This window comes from Taishania pollutisoli (genome assembly GCF_014518315.1).
Lineage (GTDB): Bacteria > Bacteroidota > Bacteroidia > Flavobacteriales_D > Crocinitomicaceae > Taishania > Taishania pollutisoli.
On the sequence record NZ_JACVEL010000006.1, the window covers coordinates 76,675 to 94,445 of the forward strand.

Below are 17,771 nucleotides of genomic sequence, written 5' to 3' on the forward strand. Positions count from 1 at the left end.
CTTTCTGCCCGCTATCTTTTCGATTGTCCCTCTTATTTTTTAGATCAACACCCGAAAAATGTAGTTCAACATTACAGGCATTCTTCCGTAGAACTAATTATTCTCCGGATTGAGCGGAAAATCAGCCAATAACCTGAATTTGGTTCCCTGCTGTGCCATGAGTTCTTTCCACAGGGCATCGGTATGTGTATCCATAATCTGTTCTATGGAGTGATTGGTAACAACAATCCAGGAATTCTGTGTCAACTCTTCTGCTAATTGCTCCCCGCTCCATCCTGAATAGCCGATAAAAAACCGTACCTTTGATGCGTTCGCAGGATCCGATTTCAACCGTTCAATTATCGCTTCGAAATTTCCTCCGAAATACAGTTCTCCGGTAATTTGTTCGCTTCCTTCTATTTCCGAACCAAAAGAATGAATGTAGTATAAATTTGTTTTATCTACCGGCCCTCCGATACTAACTCTTCCGGTATATGTTTCCAGGTCTTCATTCAATTCTTTCGCGCTCAGGTCAATGTAATTATTTAACACAAAGCCGAATGTCCCCTCCTCGTCGTGATTACAAATCAAAATAACGGAGCGTGTGAAATGCACATCCATTTCGAACGGATCAGAAAGTAATAAGGTTCCTTTGTGAGGAGTGTTGCTGTTTTTAAATGAAAAGTCCATCTTGTCCATGATAACGCGATCGTTGTCAAATATAGTTTTTTATCCCTAAAAACCTGTTTGACCGTCATTTTTTTAACCTTTTATTAAGGAATTATTCATTCATAAATGAACCAGAAATAATTTTTTCTTTTTAATTTTGCCTTTGTTGAGAACATATATTTCCATAGGATTCATTTGTATTTTTCTTTGTGCTTATACAGAATTGGGACAGATTATGAAGTTCCCGGTGCTGATCCATCACTACCTGGAACATGTTGAATTGAATCAAAACGAATCGTTTCTCAGTTTTCTGAATACACATTATCAGAAAGAGATCAATCACCCGGACGACCGGCACGGTGATCACCAACGATTGCCATTCAAAACAAGTGATTGTCATTCTACGCATATTCCCGTCATTGTACCTCAGCCGGAATTCGGATTCTCCATACCGACAGCAATAGAGTTCAACACGATGAAGGTCTATCCGACCGAAGAGCATCACTCATTCGCTCATATAGAAACTATCTGGCAACCGCCACGTTTAGGTTAATCATTCCTGGCTGCACAACAAATTTGTTGTGTTAATTCTCGTGTACACGCTTTGCAATGTACCGCATGTGAAATGATTAACAGACACAATTATGCTTACGAAAATCATTGCGTTTTCAATAAAAAACAAGTTAATTGTCGGGCTATTTACCATTTTTTTATTGGGATATGGTATTTATGAACTCCGACACCTGCCTATTGATGCCGTTCCCGACATTACGGATAATCAGACACAGGTAATTACAATTGCTCCTTCATTAGGGGCTCCTGATGTTGAACGACTGATCACCTTTCCGATCGAACAGTCAACAAGCAACATCCCCGGACTAAAAGAATTGAGAAGTTTTTCCCGGTTCGGATTATCGATTGTAACCATCGTATTTGATGAAAAAACAGATATTTACTGGGCCCGGCAACAAGTATCCGAACGGTTGCAGCAAGTTCAGGCTCAACTACCCGCAGGGCTGGGAACTCCGACACTGGCTCCTGTTACGACAGGGCTTGGTGAAGTTTATCAGTACACCATCCGCGCAAAGGAGGGGTATGAAGATAAATACGATGCTATGGAGTTGCGCTCCATACAGGATTGGATTGTCCGGCGTCAGTTGATTGGTGTAAAAGGTGTCGCGGAAGTCAGTAGTTTCGGTGGTCTTCAAAAACAATACGAAGTGGCTGTTGACCCGGGGAAACTGATGGCAAACAACATCACGATTAAAGATGTATTCAGCGCCTTAGAGTCCAACAACCAAAATACAGGAGGAGCTTACATTGAAAAAGGAGCGACAGCACTGTTTATTCGAAGTGAAGGATTGGTTAAAACCATGGGCGACATCGAGCAGATTGTTGTAAAAACCTTACCGGACGGTGTGCCGTTACTGATCCGGGACGTTGCTGAGATTCGCTTCGGGCACGCTACCCGTTACGGCGCGTTGACTTACAACGGAGAAAAACAGGTATCGGGCGCTGTTGTTATGATGCTGAAAGGCGCCAACAGCAACGAGGTAATACAGGACATCAAAGATAAGATCGCAAAAATTCAGGAGACATTACCGGAGGGAGTGATCATAGAACCTTTTCTTGACAGAACAAAAATGGTCAACAATTCCATTTCAACGGTTATTACAAACCTGGTAGAAGGAGCATTGATTGTGATCTTCGTGCTGGTATTATTTCTCGGTAATTTCCGCGCCGGTTTTTTAGTTGCTTCGGTCATTCCCCTGTCGATGTTATTTGCCATAATCATGATGAATTTGTTCGGAGTAAGCGGTAACCTGATGAGTTTAGGAGCCCTGGATTTCGGATTGATCGTTGACGGAGCTGTAATCATTGTCGAGGCGGTTCTCCATGCATTCAGCCACAACAAACAATTCGCCTCAATGACCAACCTGACGCAACAACAAATGGATCACACCGTTAAAAATTCGGCTTCCCGGATGATGAACAGCGCTGTTTTCGGTCAGGTGATCATCCTGATCGTTTACCTGCCCATTTTCGCACTGCAGGGAATTGAAGGAAAAATGTTTCAGCCAATGGCACAAACCGTTGCTTTCGCACTGATCGGTGCCTTCATCCTTTCCCTTACATACATTCCGATGATGGCCTCTGTTTTTCTGAATAAGAAAATCAGTCATAAGAAAACGTTTTCCGATAAAATGATGGAACGCATTGAGAATGCGTATCAAAAAGGCATCTCAAAAGCACTCAATTTTTCAAAAGCTATTTTGTTCGCTGTTATCGGTTTATTTGTTATTTCTGTGTTTGTACTCACACGACTCGGAGGAGAATTTATTCCGGATTTGCCGGAAGGAGACTTTGCTGTTGAAACCCGCGTACTAACAGGAAGCAGCCTGACAACTTCCATTGAGGCCGTTTCAAAAAGTTCACAGATTCTGATGAACAAATTCCCGGAAATTGAACGGATCGTTACCAAAACCGGAAGCAGTGAAATCCCGACAGAGCCTTTACCTGTAGATGTTTCGGATATGATTATTGTGCTCAAAGACCGCAAAGAATGGACTTCGGCTACCACCTATGAAGAGTTGGAACGAAAAATGGCAAAAGAACTGGAATCTGTTCCCGGGGTCACATTCGGGTTTCAATTCCCTGTCGCCATGCGTTTCAACGAATTGATTTCAGGTGCCCGCCAGGATGTCGTTTGCAAAATTTTCGGAGAAGACATGGATACACTTTCTCACTATGCTAAACAAATCGGTTCAATCTGCACCACCATAGACGGCGTAACAGGATTGTACGTAGAAGCGGTTTCCGGAATGCCCCAGATTGTTATCAACTACAAACGAGCGGCTGTTGCTCAGTACGGCTTGAACATTTCTGATATCAACCGGATTGTAAACAGTGCATTTGCAGGAGAAACGAGCGGTTCTGTTTTTGAAGGAGAAAAGCGTTTCGATCTTGTTGTTCGTTTATCCGGAGAAAAACGCAAAGAACTGGAAGATGTTCAACAGTTGCTGATTCCGGTTCCGAACGGAACACAAATTCCACTGAATACTGTTGCAGATGTCGCCATTGTTGACAGCCCGAACCAAATTCAACGTGAAAATTCACAACGCAGAATTATTGTCGGATTTAATGTCGACGGCAGAGACGTACAAAGTATGGTAACTGAATTGCAGTCAAAAATCGGGCAACAGGTCAAATTACCCCCGGGATATCATATTTCATATGGAGGTGCGTTCAAAAACCTGGAAGCTGCAAAAGCTCGTTTATACATCGCCGTCCCTGTTTCGTTGCTCCTCATTTTCCTCTTGCTTTACTTCGCTTTTCGCTCTGTAAAACGCGGTTTGCTGATCTATTCTGCTATTCCGCTTTCTGCAATCGGGGGTATTTTAGCCCTTGCTATTCGCGGAATTCCATTCAGCATCAGTGCCGGAGTTGGTTTCATTGCCTTGTTCGGTGTGGCCGTTCTGAACGGAATTATCCTCATCGCAGAATTCAAACGACTGGAAAAAGAAGGTGAAACGGACATCCGGCAGCTGGTCATTCGGGGAACCACTACCCGTCTTCGTCCGGTATTGATGACAGCATGTGTTGCCTCACTTGGTTTTCTACCGATGGCACTCAGTAACGGTGAAGGAGCAGAGGTTCAACGTCCTTTGGCCACTGTTGTTATTGGTGGATTAATGGTTGCCACGTTCCTTACCTTATTTGTTTTACCGATCTTATACACCTTATTTATGAAGAAGCAGGTTAAACCGAATCTTCCGATTGGCATATTGCTTATCGGTTTATTTACATCCGTTCAGTATGCAACAGCCCAAACTCCGATTTCATTAGACGCAGCAATTGATACTGCGCTTCAACAGAACAGGATGATTAAAAATGAACGCTTGTTATCCGAATACCGTCAAAAGATGATTCATTCCGGGAGTAATCTTCCGCAAACTTCTGTTGTAGGAGAATACGGACAGATCAACAGTATATACAGCGATGTGCGGCTGGGAGTTTCTCAGAATCTGAACTTTCCTACTGTGTATACTTCTCAGAAAGCAGTATTACGGGAAGAATGGAAAAGCAGTGTACTGAATATCGGCATGAAGGAAACAGAACTTCAAAAGCAAGTAGCACAGGTGTATTTCAATCTGGCCTATTTGCGGGAAAAGCAAGTATTGTTGCAACAAAACGACAGCTTGTTCACCCATTTTCGCGATATCGCACTAATGCGATATGACGCAGGGGAAAGTAATGTACTGGAGCGGGCAACCGCAGAAAATCAACAGGGGCAAATCCGTCTGCAATTGGTACAATTGAAACAGGACATTGAACTGATGCAATTACAATTTCAGCTACTGTTAAATACGGAAACCATGTACATTCCCGAATCAAATGAGGCTGTTTTCAACCGAATCCCCTCTGTATCAGACACCAGTTCACTGGAAGCACATCCGGCACTTCAGTACCTGAAACAACAGGGGCAACTTGCAGCTGCAACAACCCGGGCAGAACAAGCTAAATTGTTGCCGGATATAACTGTGGGGTATAACGTGATGGGGATGCGCGGAACAGGAGCTGATAATGTTTCATACGATAACAACTTACGTTTTCAGTCGGTATATTTCGGATTGGGAATTCCACTTTTCTTTGGAGGACAGAAAGCAAAAATCACCGCTTCGAAGGTCCAGGAAACAATTGCTCAAAGTGAATACGCAATGAATAAACAATTGATGGAAAACAAGTATTTATCGGCTGTCGAATCCTATAAAAAATACCAGGAAACAATTAATTATTTTGAGGAAACGGCATTGCACAATGCCCGATTGATGACTGAAACGGCAGATCAACATTACCTGAACGGAAATATTAATTACCTGGAATGGGTATTATTGATCAATCAGTCAATCAGTATTCAAAGTGACTATATTGACGCATTGAGAAATCGCAATATGGCGATAACGGAAATTAATTCTTATATCACACAATAAACAGACGATCATGAAAAACAGAGTGATTATTTCGACAATCGCAGTTATTCTCGCTTCATGCGGGAACGATACTGTCGAAAAAAAAGAGACGACTATTAAGGCATTACCGGAAATCATTACACTTACAGAAGCACAATATAAAAATGCAGCAATTGAGACCGGAACTCCTGTTGCCAGGTTCATTTCTTCCACCATCAAGGCCAATGGAAAAGTTGATGTACCACCACAAAACCTGGTATCCGTGAGTGTACCGCTGGGGGGATTTCTGAAGTCCACGAAATTAATGCCCGGTATGCAACTCCAAAAAGGAGCATTATTAGCAACGATGGAAGATCAGCAATACATCCAGATTCAACAGGACTACCTGACTGCCAAAGCACAATTAGCATTGGACGATGCAGAATACAAACGGCAAAAGCAACTTAACGAAAGTAAGGCAACCAGTGACAAAGTATTTGAGCAGGCAAAGGCGAATTACCAGTCGCGGTATATCTTGTTAAAATCACTGGAAGAAAAGCTGAAACTGATCGGTTTAAACCCACAACAGGTCACTGCTGATAATATTTCGCGCAGTATTCGCATTGTTTCTCCGATTAATGGTTACGTTTCAGCTGTCAATGTCAACAACGGAAAATATGTTAATCCCAGCGACATTTTGTTTGAATTAGTGAATCTGGACGATATTCATATTGCATTAACCGTTTTTGAGAAAGATGTCGAGAAACTGGCCGTCGGGCAACGATTGACAGCATCTACCAATACCAATCCGGATAAAAAATATACCTGCAAGATTGAATTAATCAGCAGAAATTTATCCAATAACAATGCGGTACAGGTCATCTGTAAACCTGAATCAGCAACGACAGATCTGTTACCGGGTATGTTCATGAATGCACAGATTGACTTATCAGGAAGTGAGGTCTCTGCATTACCGGAAGAAGCAATTGTTCGCTATGGAAATAAACAATATGTATTCGTTGAAAAAAGTCCGCGAAAGTACGAAATGAAAACGGTACAGATCGGAAATACGGAAAACGGGTTTACAGAAATTGTAACAAGTCTGGGACAGCAAAAGGTGGTCATCAAAGGAGCATATACTTTGCTGATGGCATTGAAAAATGTAAGTGAGGAGTAACAAAAGTTGATAGCGTCGGAAAAGAGGTTGGCCTTGCTTTTCGGTCAATCTCTTTATGCTTTTTTAGGATAATTCCGACAAATCAACAGATTGACATATCGCTATATTACGATATAGCCATTTTCAAAAAATCTAAATTGACTCTTGCACAGAACACTATTATTTACTATATTCATATAACTTTGTTATTAACCACCCTTTAAAACCTACCAACTATGGGCGCGACTAAATACGAATTTTACACCGATGACTTAATCAAAACAGCAGAATTAATTAAAGCACTTGCTCATCCCGCCAGATTAAAAGCAGTATTAATGATTGTCAATGAAATCGAAAAAGACATAACCATTGAGGATGTTTCAAAAGAAGTGAAGTTATCACAATCAACTCTTTCAGTTCATTTCAAGCAACTTCACGATTCCGGATTTATTAAAACGGCTGTCGTCGTAGAAAAAAAGTGCCGGAACGTGTTCAGGGGTAACAAACCAGCTACTGAACATCTGGTTCATCTGCTGGAATATGTACTCAGTAAAATTGAACTGAAAATCGATGACAGGTCTTCAAACCATCCTTTTTACAGCAAACAAATATCCGTACATGATTGGAATCGATATTTTGAAGTAACTCGTTGCTAAAAACGCACGAACTGAAGCCTTGAATTTTATTTTTTTGATTTAACAAACTGTCAGCAGGCTGAACACATACGAAAAACGGGAACTTTCAGGAACACCCAGCAATACTTTTTGTCCTTTTTGCAGTTTCCCGCTGTTAAACAGTTCATCCAACATCAGGTAAATAGACGCCGCTCCAACATTTCCTTTCGTTCCCAGATTGGTAAACCATTTTTCTTTTGGAATTTCCATTCCCAGGCTTTTCATTTCATCGTACATTTTATCTTCGAAGAAATAACTGGACATGTGGGGCAGGAAATAATCTATTTCAGAAGCATCAATTCCTTTTTTATCCAGGCTTAATTTCAATTTTTTAAACCCAAGCGTTACAATATTTGCACCCAGCAACTTCACATCCTGCTTGATACTCATGATGGATTGTTCGATGACTTGCTGCGGTTCATAATCCAGGTAACTTTTCAAGGTACCATCTGCCAGTTTTTCCGCTCCCATGTACATACACGGATCCATCTCATTGGCAAAGGAATATCCCTCGATCCAATCTATACGGAGCGAAATTCCATGCGCATTTGGTTTATTTTCCAACAAGAATGCTCCGGCGCCGTCAGAAAGCATCCACCGTAAAAAATCTTTGTCAAACGATACGTAAGGATTTTCTTGTAATTCACTCAATTTCTGAACTTCCAGCTCAAATTTATCTGCACGTAAAGAAGGGGAAAGACGCTCAGACGCTGAGGAAACAGCCTTTTCCACCTGTCCCAGTTTGATCGACATATATGCATACTTCATCGCATGCATCCCCGCACAACAAACTCCGGAAGGTGAAACAACCTCTACATTTCCGGTTTCCGGCAACCAGCCATGCACCATTACAGCATGAGAAGGCATTAATTGCTCAGGTGAGGAAGTCGCGCAACTAATCAATTCCAATGAGGCAAGTTCACCCGCATTTTCGTTCATCAGTTTCCGAATTGCAAGCGAAGCCATCTGCGCGTTGGTATGTGTTGCTTTCCCTTCTTTCGTCAATGCATAAAACCGGTTTTTAATTCCGTTATTACGCAATACAATCCGCCGTGATTTTGACGCTTGTTCATTGATGACTCCTAAATACTCCTCCATTTCATCATTTGAAACAGGGTCATTCGGAAAGTAAGCTGCAGTTCTTGTTATATATACGTCTGTTAAACTCATAGTTTTAATCTCAGGTGTGTAGACAGTTAGCTGGTATACGCACTTCAATTCAGTGACAAAAATAATGGATAATCTCTAAAAAACGGCATTTTCTAAAAAAAACGAAAACGGGAAATTGCTTCTCTCCTTAGTCCTTATTTCAATTTTACCTGTTGAAAATACTCTTTTTTCTTTTTTATGCTTTTCTGTGTGAATGGTACTATCAGAATGTTGTAGATCAGCAATAAGATCGGAGAAACAATAAACAGTGCAAAAATCAGGTAATATTTAAAGGCATTCACCCAAAATGTTCTGTTTCCCTTTTCCGCTTTTCGAACAATCAGATTTGCCCAGATCAGGAAGAGGCGCTTCGCTCTCCCTTCGATGAACAAAATATTGGTATCGATCCGCACCCCGTCTTTTCGTATAATTTCCTGTTGCAGGTAATCAAAATTATGCGTCTGCAATGCCTCATTTGCAAGCACTCCGTATTGCTTTACTCCTTCAATGTCCGCATCCGACACTCCTGGTTTCGGAAAGATTCCCCATTTTTTTGTTTTTTCTCCTTTCAGCATCCAGTGAAGAATCGTAATGACACCAACCAGGTTATTGCTTCGATCCGAAAGCGCAACATTTCCCACTAACTTACCTCCCGCTTCAGTAATTAGTTTTTTTACACTTTCCTGGGAATTCAACCACATATTTCTGGAGCCGATCAATGTAATCACTGGTGTATCTTTTAATATCGCTTTGAATCGTTCATTTTTCAATAACGCAGTAGCAGGTAACGACGGGGACAAAAACCAGGGTTGATAACCGAAAATAATCAGGTCGTACTGCTCATACCGGTAAGTATTCTCTTCCAGTTTTACTCCTTTTTCAAGTACCGTTTCCGGCATTGTATCAAAAAACACGGGGGTCGTCCAGGGAAAAGGAAATGCTTTCGCCGGAGCAATGATTTGTTGATCCAACTCAACGCCCTGAAACTGCGCTGCAAAATTGGTTACGATTTCGGTTAATTGTCCCGATTGGGAAAAGTGAATTGTCAATACCTTCTTCATGTCTTTTTATTACTGTTCAAAAATAAGAAAAGTTTAATTGACTGCCGGAATTTTAAGGAAACGGAATCACTTCAAAGTCACTTAAATATTCTTCAAAAAATAATGACTTTCCTTGTTTGTCCGTTTATTTTTGTAATTTCATTCTTTAAAAATAACAAAATGGCCACAGTATTTGAGACAAAGCTCATCGGGAACATAGGAAAAGACGCTACCGTCAAGACGATGGACAGTGGGGTTGTCGCCATTAATTTCCCGGTAGCACATAACAAAAATTGGAAAGACAAACGATCTGGCGAGCAGCGTACAAACACAACATGGATTAACTGTACAATCTGGAAACGGGAAGGTTCCAATATGCGGGTTGTAGATTATTTAAAACGGGGAACACTGGTAGAACTTACCGGAACACCTTTTGCCAAGGCATTTCACAATGAGGACGGATCTATTCGCACAGAAATACGCCTCAATGTATTTAAGACAAATATTCTTCGGGCAGCTCCTACAAGCACGCAGGGAGGGGATTATTACGATGATGAGGAAGTAAATGAAGACGACGATAACGACGATTTTGATTCAACGGCTTCCGACTTCTCTCTAGATGAAGATGATTTTTAGGAACTTATAAAAAAGAGTAAAAAAAACTTTATTTTTCTTGCTTCTATATTGAAATAATGCTTTATATTTGCACTCGCATTGAGAAAATAAGATTCCTCCTTAGCTCAGTTGGTTAGAGCATCTGACTGTTAATCAGAGGGTCGCTGGTTCAAGTCCAGCAGGGGGAGCTAAAAAAATCCGGTAGTCAGCAGATTACCGGATTTTTTGTCTTTAACCGGCATCCACACCTAAAAATTCAGCGTATAAAAAAGGACTTACTTTATTGTAAATCCTCTGCGGAGAAAGAGGGAGCAGCTTCGCTGGTCTACGCTATCGCTCCGGCACGAACCCCCGGGTACTCATCCCTCCAAAGAAAGGAGGTAACAAAAAATTCAGGGCATAAAAAAAGGACCTACTTTATTGTAAATCCTCTGCGGAGAAAGAGGGAGTAGCTTCGCTGGTCTACACTATCGCTCCGGCACGACCCCCCGGGTTCTCATCCCTCCAAAGAAAGGAGGTAACAAAAAAAATTCAGGACATAAAAAAAGGACCTACTTTATTGTAAATCCTCTGCGGAGAAAGAGGGATTCGAACCCCCGGTACCTCGCGGTACGCCGGTTTTCAAGACCGGTGCAATCGACCACTCTGCCATTTCTCCGGGGCAAAGGTAGCAATACTTTCTATACTGACAACACCAAATCTTTATTTTTTTTTCATTTTATTGTATCTGTCTGAAAACTAAGATTCGACTACCAAAATCTTTTTTCTCGTTAGTTTCCATTGTCAATAAAAATCCAAATTCGAATCGCGTTTATGGGTATAATTCTCTTCATAAGTCTTGTTTTTTAATGATTATTTAACTCTAATTTAAAGCGAATGAAAATCAGTTGCTGTAAAAACATCTGAACTATCGCATTCATTTAGCCTGATGATTCTTATTATTTGTTAACCGTAGGTAAATTCATTTCATCTCACCTACTTTTAGGAGATGAATATTTCTTAATATTGTAAATTGGAGATTGTAAACTATAATTTTGAAAACTATGAAATTAAGAGCTTTGGTCGTAGATGATGAGGAATTCGCAAGAAAAAACCTTGTAATGCTGCTCGAAGAATACTGTCCTGAAATTGAAGTAATCGGTGAAGCGGAGCGGAAAGAACAGGCAAAAGCAATCATTGAAGCATCACAACCCGATGTCGTATTCTTAGACATCCGGATGCCCTCCAATGCTGAAGGATTTGAACTGTTGGAAGAGATTGAAGAGAAAAATTTCCAGGTGGTGTTTGTAACTGCCTTTAAAGACTACGCAATCAAAGCATTCAATGCAAGTGCTGTCTATTATCTGTTAAAACCAATTGACATTGAGGAACTGCAAAGTGCGGTAGCAAAACTGGTTGAAACACGTGCGATTTATTCTGAAAACCCCGAAAATTATTCCACTTATTTCCGGTCATTGAGAAATTTATCCGACAACCTGTTGCGCAATAAACCCAACAACAGAATTGCCGTTTCGCACACCAAGGGCTTAAAAATAATTGAAGATGATACCATTTTACACCTGGAAGCTTCGGGAAATTGTACAACGATTTACTTCAAAGACGGTACCCGCTACCTGGACACCAGGACGTTGAAAACCTATGAAAGCATCCTGGATGAGTCCAAGTTTGCCCGTATTCACAAATCGCACATTATCAATTTAAAGGAATTGGCTGAATACCTCAATGAAGACGGGCATTTTGCCGTGCTGAAAACAGGGTTGAAAATTCCTGTAGCCAGAAATCGTGTGACGGAATTTGTAAAAATGCTGAAACAATAATGAGATACCTGCTTTTCCTCGTTGCATTCTTTTATTGCTTTTTCACCTTTTCCCAGCGTTCCTTTTTTAAAGCTTTTTCTACCTCTGAAGGATTGGCCCAATCACAGGTCACATCTATTTGCCAGGATAGTATCGGGTATTTATGGATCGGAACATTGGGGGGGATTTCCAGGTACAATGGCAACACATTCACAAACTACTCAACAGATAATGGACTGTTGAACAACCGTGTTAATGTCATCAAGTGGATCAATGCTAAATTGCACATCGGACACCAGGGGGGAATTTCCATCATGGAAAACAATAAAATCCAGCAATTTCCCCTCGATAAAGAATTCAACCTGGTCAATGTTACAGATGTTGTCTGTTACAACGGCACAATCGTTATCGCAACCAACGGAGAAGGACTCTTTCAGCTCAAAAATAAAAAACTGGTCAGAATCCCACTGCTCCACGATGATCATTTATTCGTCCGCGACCTGCTCGAATGGAAAGGAGATCTGTACATTGCTACACGAGGAGGAGTGATCAGAACGGATAATCTAAAAACCACAACCGTATTTTTAGAAAACAAGGAAGTCAGTATCTCTTCATTGGCTGTCTTAAAAAACAATTTACTGATTTCCACTTTTTATAATGGCTTATACTATTACAATAAGGAGCTAAATAAAATCATCGATACAAAATTTGAAACCGAAGGGCACCTCTTCAACCACATTTTGGTCGACTCGCGCAATTATGTCTGGATCAGCACGTCAAACGGATTGATCAAATTCAATGAAAAAGAATACGCATTCATTGACAATTCCGTCGGATTGCCATTCAACATGATCAGCACGGCTTTTGAAGATTCGGACCAAAACATGTGGCTGGGTACGCAGGGAAAAGGATTGGTAAAAGCCGCGCACGGCAACATCTTCTATTTTGATCAATCAACCGGGTTACCGTCCGACATCATTCTGAGCGGATTCCAAACGAAGGACGGACAGTATTACTTCGGAACAATGGACAAAGGCGTTATCAAAACCCGGGATTTTAAAACCTTCCAGGTACTTCCCATTAATCCTACGGTTTGGTGTGCTATAGCGGATATTGACGGCAAAAACTGGTTTGGGACCAAATACGGTTTGTATGCAATCGATAAAAACGACCAGTACAAAGTCTATAACCTGGAAGATGGCGCACCCGGATTTAAAATCACCGCGTTCTATAAAATAGATGCCAAATCCATGTACATTGGAGGTTCCCACGGAATTGTCAAATACAAAGAAGGGGAATTCATTCCGATAGGTTCAAACGGCGCATCCATCGGAACCATCCGAAACATCGAATATTACAACAGAACATTGATCGTCGGTACTGACATGGGGCTTTTCCAACTGTCAAAAAGCAATCGTTTTGAATTAATCGGACAGTTGAACAGAACCGTATATTCCCTTGCAAAAACAAGTTCCAACCGATTGTTCATGGGAACGGAGGACGGACTCTACGAATTACAACAAAACAACCAGATTGTCCGTATTCGTTTTTCAAGCGACGTGGCATCCAATTACATCAACTTCCTGAAAGCAGATGATGCGGAACTCCTCGTCGGTACGAATAACGGGGTGTACATCATCGATACGAAAAAGGGAGAGCGAAATGTCAAACGGATTGCTCCTTCTGACGGATTGATTGATCCTGAAACGAACCTGAACTCCAGTTTTATTGACAAAAGCGGTAAATTATGGTTTGGAACAGCTTCCGGACTGGTCTTATTGGATCTGGAACAATTCAACAGGAAACGGGAACATGTCAACCTGCGATTGGAGAAAATCCTGCTCAACTATGAAGCATTTGATTACACCGCTTTCGGAGGGAAGATCAAACGGGGAATCCCGCAACACATGCGCTTTCCCTACAATAAAAATAACCTTCAGTTTTACCTGGACGGAGTAGCGTTGAATAATTACGAGGATTTATCCTTTCAATTCAAATTGGAAGGGCTCGACGATACCTGGATGCCGGCTTCCAAAACTGCCTATATCACATTAAGCGGATTACCGGCCGGTAGCTACACCCTTCATGCACGCGCATTGATGGAGGATGGCAGTGTCGTTGACCAGATCACCATTTCCTTTATTGTTAATGAAGCCTTTTTCAGAACCTGGTGGTTTCTCACATTGATTATCCTGATTCTCTCTATTGCCATCTACAGCTGGTTCCGTGTTAAAATTAAGCGGGAGCAAGAAAAGAATGAGCTCGAACGGACAGCATTCAAAGCCCGTTTGGTTACCCTGGAACAGCAATCCTTGAATGCCAGTATGAACAGGCATTTTATCTTTAACTCGTTGAACAGCATCCAATACTTTATCAATATTTCCGATAAATTATCTGCCAATAAGTACCTCACCAGTTTTGCCAAACTGATCCGGAAAAACCTGGATTCTTCAACGGAGGAAAACAGTATGGTAACACTTGCAGAGGAACTGGAACGGATCAAATTGTATCTTGCGCTCGAATCAATGCGGTTTAAAGATAAATTCGACTATGAAATTGAAACGAACCATGTAGACCTGGAATCGTTCTTGATCCCGGCGATGATGATCCAGCCATTTGTTGAAAACAGCATCATTCACGGTATTCTTCCTAAAAATGATTCTCAGGGAAAAATTAAAATCGAAATCAAAGAGATCGACGATTACCTTTCCATCAAAATTATTGACAATGGAATCGGTATTGAAAAAAGCATCTCTGAGAAATACGATTATGACGGTGATCACCGCTCGCAAGGCATGGAAATTACGGTGAAACGAATCGATTTGATCCAAAAAATATCAGGCCGGGAAATGGACTTATCCGGACCCAACCAAATTCAGGATGAAAACGGAAATATACTGGGAACAATTGTTGAAATAAAAATTTCGTTAAATAATTTGGATAATTAAAATAAATGCCTTAGTTTTGTTATGTAGATTCAATTTAGAGTTATGAAGCGTTTGATTGTTTTTGGTAGTATCGCACTTTTGACAGGATTATTCTCTTCTTGTAAAAAAGAGGTTATTCAGCCAAACAGTCGCACTGAAATTTCAGATTGTCCATCCGGAACGAATGCGAAAATGAAGAAAGCCGGAAGTGCAACCAGTGTAACAATTACAACTCCGGGAAATTCAGAAACAGGAGCTACAGGTGGTATCACGGATCCGAATGATGATGACTACAGTAATCGTAAACCGGCAAAAACAAAAAATTAATACTTTTAAATCATAGATTCGAAGCCCTCAAAATTGAGGGCTTTTTTGTTACGTTCTTTTATGAATCAGCATCATCCCCCTTTCAATCAACAATACCGGCACTTCAAACATTTCAAAAAAATCACAAAAAGAACATTCCTAACTTAGTCTGTAATTAATAATTACTACTAAGAAGTCAACATGTCTAAAGAAACACAGGAGCCATTATTTGAACTGATTAAATCACTTTCCAAATCAGAGAAAAGGTATTTTAAATTACACATATCCCGTCATTCTTCCAACGGAAACAGCAACTATGCAACTCTATTCGATTACATTGATCGAAGCGGACAGTACAATGAACAGGAAATTATCAGTCATTTCAAAAACGAACCCTTTCTGAATAATTTTTCAATTACAAAAAGAAGACTTTACGACCAGATTATAACATCTCTAAACGGCTATCACAGTACAAACTCTGTCGACGCTCAATTATACAAAATGTTACAGGGCGCAACGATTCTATACAATAAAGCACTTTATTCCCAGGCTACGAAGTTACTGAACAGTGCTTCTAAGCTGGCCGAAAAATACGAACGGCATACCGTGATACTTGAAATCAGTCAACAACAGCAACGGTTGCAGGAAACTAAACATTACAGCTCCATCAAGATAGAGGAGGTAGAAGAACTTCAAAACAGAAGCAACGCAGCAATCAATCAACTTCAGATTCAAACCGGATTGTGGTTCACAAAAAGTAAATTATTTATGGAGTTAAACCAAAAAGGACTGACCCGGGATGACCGGCACAGGAATAAACTGGAAGAATATCATCACCAGATTAAGGAACAATGTCCGACAACTGCTTTATCTGTTTCCAATACCTATTTGTACAATCACATAGAAGCCGCTTACTATTTTGCGATCAATGATTTTGAAAAAAGTATGGTTTACCTCTCCAACAATATCCGGTTGCTGGAAAGCAATCTCTTTCTGCTGGAAGAATTTCCAAACTATTATTTCGGAACACTTTCAAATGCCGTCTACATCGCTGAGCAACTTCACCAACCGGAACAGGCAGATGCATTACTGGATAAGATTAAAACGTTTCCCACGGCTTACAACCTGCACCTCAGTGATGACCTCACTTTAAAGATGTTTTTAAGTTCTTCCAGTATTGAGCTGAGCATGCTGACTTCAAGAGGTGAATTTGTCGCTGCGCGGGAAATCATCCCGGTCATAGAAAGCGGCTTAAAATTACACGCAGGAAAGATTCCCATCCAAAAACAACTTTACTTTGCCTACCTATTTGCAGGGATTCATATCGGATTAACCGATTTCAGCGGAGGATTAAAATGGATCAATACCATTCTCAATACTCCCAACATGGAAAGTAATGAAGAAATTGTTGCCTATACACACATTTTGAACCTGATTGTTCACCTCGAACTAAAAAATGACCAACTGTTGCCTTATGCGCTGAAGAGTACACAACGGTTCCTGAAAACACGTAACAGGCTTCATACCTTTGAGCAGATCATCCTTCAGTTTATTTCCGGGTTTAACAGCTATAAACAACTCGACCAGCAGGAAGCCTGGGAAAAGTTACATGATGAACTACACAAACTTCGTAGTACAAACGAACCTGAATTTCAAAAGATGAAAACCTATTTTGATTTTGAAACGTGGGCAAAATCAAAGCTAACCAACAAACGGTTTGATGAACTCATACGTGAGAGAAACAATTGAAAAATTGACAACCTTCTACTCTGCTCCGCTTCATCTGTTCATTATAAAAAAACCATTTTTCCCTTTCTTTTTGAAGCTACGATTCAACTGATTTACGTAATTTAGATACATATTCAATACTCAAAAGACGAATTAGTAATCATTTTTTTGATAAAAAATTTGTCTTTTCAGTTTTTAACCTTATATTTGACTAAATTTTAATCAGAAACACTCCATCTTATTAACCAATGAAAACACTAAAAATAGGAGAACGAGCACCTGAATTCACAGGGCTTGACCAAAACGGAAAGAAAGTCAGTCTGGCTGATTACAAAGGGAAAAAGCTGGTGTTATACTTTTATCCCAAAGACAATACCCCCGGATGCACTGCGCAAGCCTGCAATCTTCGGGACAATGAAGAGCTATTAGCATCAAAAGGCATTGCCGTTGTCGGAGTAAGTGCCGACTCTGTTAACTCACATGGAAAATTCAGCAACAAATACACTTTAAATTTTCCTTTACTGGCCGATACCGACAAAATTATTCTCAATCAATACGGTGTCTGGGGGGAAAAAAAATTCATGGGAAGAACATTTGACGGAATCCACCGGACAACCTTCATTATTGATGAACAGCAAAACATTATGGCAATTATCAACAAACCTGATACTAAAAATCATGCAGAAGAAATTTTAAAAATTTTAGAAGAAAATCAAACAACGTAAAAAACTTACGTACTTCTGAATGCAACTTTGTATCACGATTTAAAACAAAATAAAAAAC

General features: G+C 40.5%; 13 protein-coding genes and 2 tRNA genes. 11 read left to right on the top strand and 4 right to left on the bottom strand.

What is annotated here, in order from left to right; translation table 11 throughout:
• Nucleotides 1-93 precede the first annotated feature (93 nt).
• Nucleotides 94-669 carry a YqgE/AlgH family protein gene (locus H9Y05_RS10120; RefSeq protein ID WP_163491691.1) on the bottom strand — a complete coding sequence of 192 codons (576 nt, stop codon included), beginning with the start codon at nt 667-669 and terminating at the stop codon, nt 94-96.
• A 214-nt stretch (nt 670-883) separates the two neighbouring features.
• Between H9Y05_RS10120 and H9Y05_RS10125 the strand changes: the two genes are divergently transcribed.
• The 4 genes from H9Y05_RS10125 to H9Y05_RS10140 all read left to right on the top strand — a co-directional run bounded on the left by H9Y05_RS10125 (nt 884) and on the right by H9Y05_RS10140 (nt 7,409).
• The gene (locus H9Y05_RS10125) at nt 884-1,201 is read left to right on the top strand and encodes a hypothetical protein (RefSeq protein ID WP_216714211.1); all 318 of its coding nucleotides are present in this window, start codon (nt 884-886) and stop codon (nt 1,199-1,201) included.
• Nucleotides 1,202-1,292: 91 nt separating this feature from the next.
• Entirely contained in the window at nt 1,293-5,639 is a 4,347-nt protein-coding gene (locus H9Y05_RS10130; RefSeq protein WP_216714212.1) for a CusA/CzcA family heavy metal efflux RND transporter, read from the top strand.
• Between the two features lie 10 nt (nt 5,640-5,649).
• Nucleotides 5,650-6,774 carry an efflux RND transporter periplasmic adaptor subunit gene (locus tag H9Y05_RS10135; RefSeq protein ID WP_163491688.1) on the top strand — a complete coding sequence of 375 codons (1,125 nt, stop codon included), beginning with the start codon at nt 5,650-5,652 and terminating at the stop codon, nt 6,772-6,774.
• A gap of 215 nt (nt 6,775-6,989) precedes the next feature.
• Nucleotides 6,990-7,409, top strand: coding sequence for an ArsR/SmtB family transcription factor (locus H9Y05_RS10140; RefSeq protein ID WP_163491687.1), 420 nt, complete (start codon nt 6,990-6,992; stop codon nt 7,407-7,409).
• 39 nt (nt 7,410-7,448) lie between these two features.
• On the opposite strand, the gene H9Y05_RS10145 is transcribed toward H9Y05_RS10140, so the two are convergent.
• Nucleotides 7,449-8,597 (bottom strand): beta-ketoacyl-ACP synthase III, encoded by a 1,149-nt coding sequence (locus H9Y05_RS10145; protein ID WP_216714213.1) that lies wholly within the window; start codon nt 8,595-8,597, stop codon nt 7,449-7,451.
• Between the two features lie 134 nt (nt 8,598-8,731).
• Nucleotides 8,732-9,637 (bottom strand): hypothetical protein, encoded by a 906-nt coding sequence (locus H9Y05_RS10150; protein ID WP_163491685.1) that lies wholly within the window; start codon nt 9,635-9,637, stop codon nt 8,732-8,734.
• Nucleotides 9,638-9,796: 159 nt separating this feature from the next.
• On the opposite strand from H9Y05_RS10150, the gene H9Y05_RS10155 reads away from it, so the two are divergent.
• Complete coding sequence (locus H9Y05_RS10155) at nt 9,797-10,252, top strand: single-stranded DNA-binding protein (RefSeq protein ID WP_163491684.1); 456 nt, start codon at nt 9,797-9,799, stop codon at nt 10,250-10,252.
• 93 nt (nt 10,253-10,345) lie between these two features.
• Nucleotides 10,346-10,419: transfer RNA gene (locus H9Y05_RS10160), tRNA-Asn, on the top strand.
• A gap of 385 nt (nt 10,420-10,804) precedes the next feature.
• Here H9Y05_RS10160 and H9Y05_RS10165 read toward each other — a convergent pair.
• Nucleotides 10,805-10,889, bottom strand: a tRNA-Ser gene (locus tag H9Y05_RS10165).
• A gap of 385 nt (nt 10,890-11,274) precedes the next feature.
• Here H9Y05_RS10165 and H9Y05_RS10170 point away from each other — a divergent pair.
• From H9Y05_RS10170 to bcp, 5 genes are all read left to right on the top strand, one after another.
• Nucleotides 11,275-12,048: a LytR/AlgR family response regulator transcription factor gene (locus H9Y05_RS10170; RefSeq protein WP_163491683.1), complete on the top strand. Its 774-nt coding sequence runs from the start codon at nt 11,275-11,277 to the stop codon at nt 12,046-12,048.
• Nucleotides 12,048-14,975: a sensor histidine kinase gene (locus H9Y05_RS10175; protein WP_216714214.1), complete on the top strand. Its 2,928-nt coding sequence runs from the start codon at nt 12,048-12,050 to the stop codon at nt 14,973-14,975. Before H9Y05_RS10170 ends, H9Y05_RS10175 begins: the two co-directional genes overlap by 1 nt.
• 42 nt (nt 14,976-15,017) lie before the next feature.
• Nucleotides 15,018-15,281 (top strand): hypothetical protein, encoded by a 264-nt coding sequence (locus H9Y05_RS10180; protein ID WP_216714215.1) that lies wholly within the window; start codon nt 15,018-15,020, stop codon nt 15,279-15,281.
• A gap of 180 nt (nt 15,282-15,461) precedes the next feature.
• The gene (locus H9Y05_RS10185) at nt 15,462-17,009 is read left to right on the top strand and encodes a hypothetical protein (RefSeq protein ID WP_216714216.1); all 1,548 of its coding nucleotides are present in this window, start codon (nt 15,462-15,464) and stop codon (nt 17,007-17,009) included.
• Between the two features lie 227 nt (nt 17,010-17,236).
• Nucleotides 17,237-17,713, top strand: coding sequence for a thioredoxin-dependent thiol peroxidase (gene bcp, locus H9Y05_RS10190; RefSeq protein ID WP_163491679.1), 477 nt, complete (start codon nt 17,237-17,239; stop codon nt 17,711-17,713).
• Nucleotides 17,714-17,771: the final 58 nt, after the last annotated feature.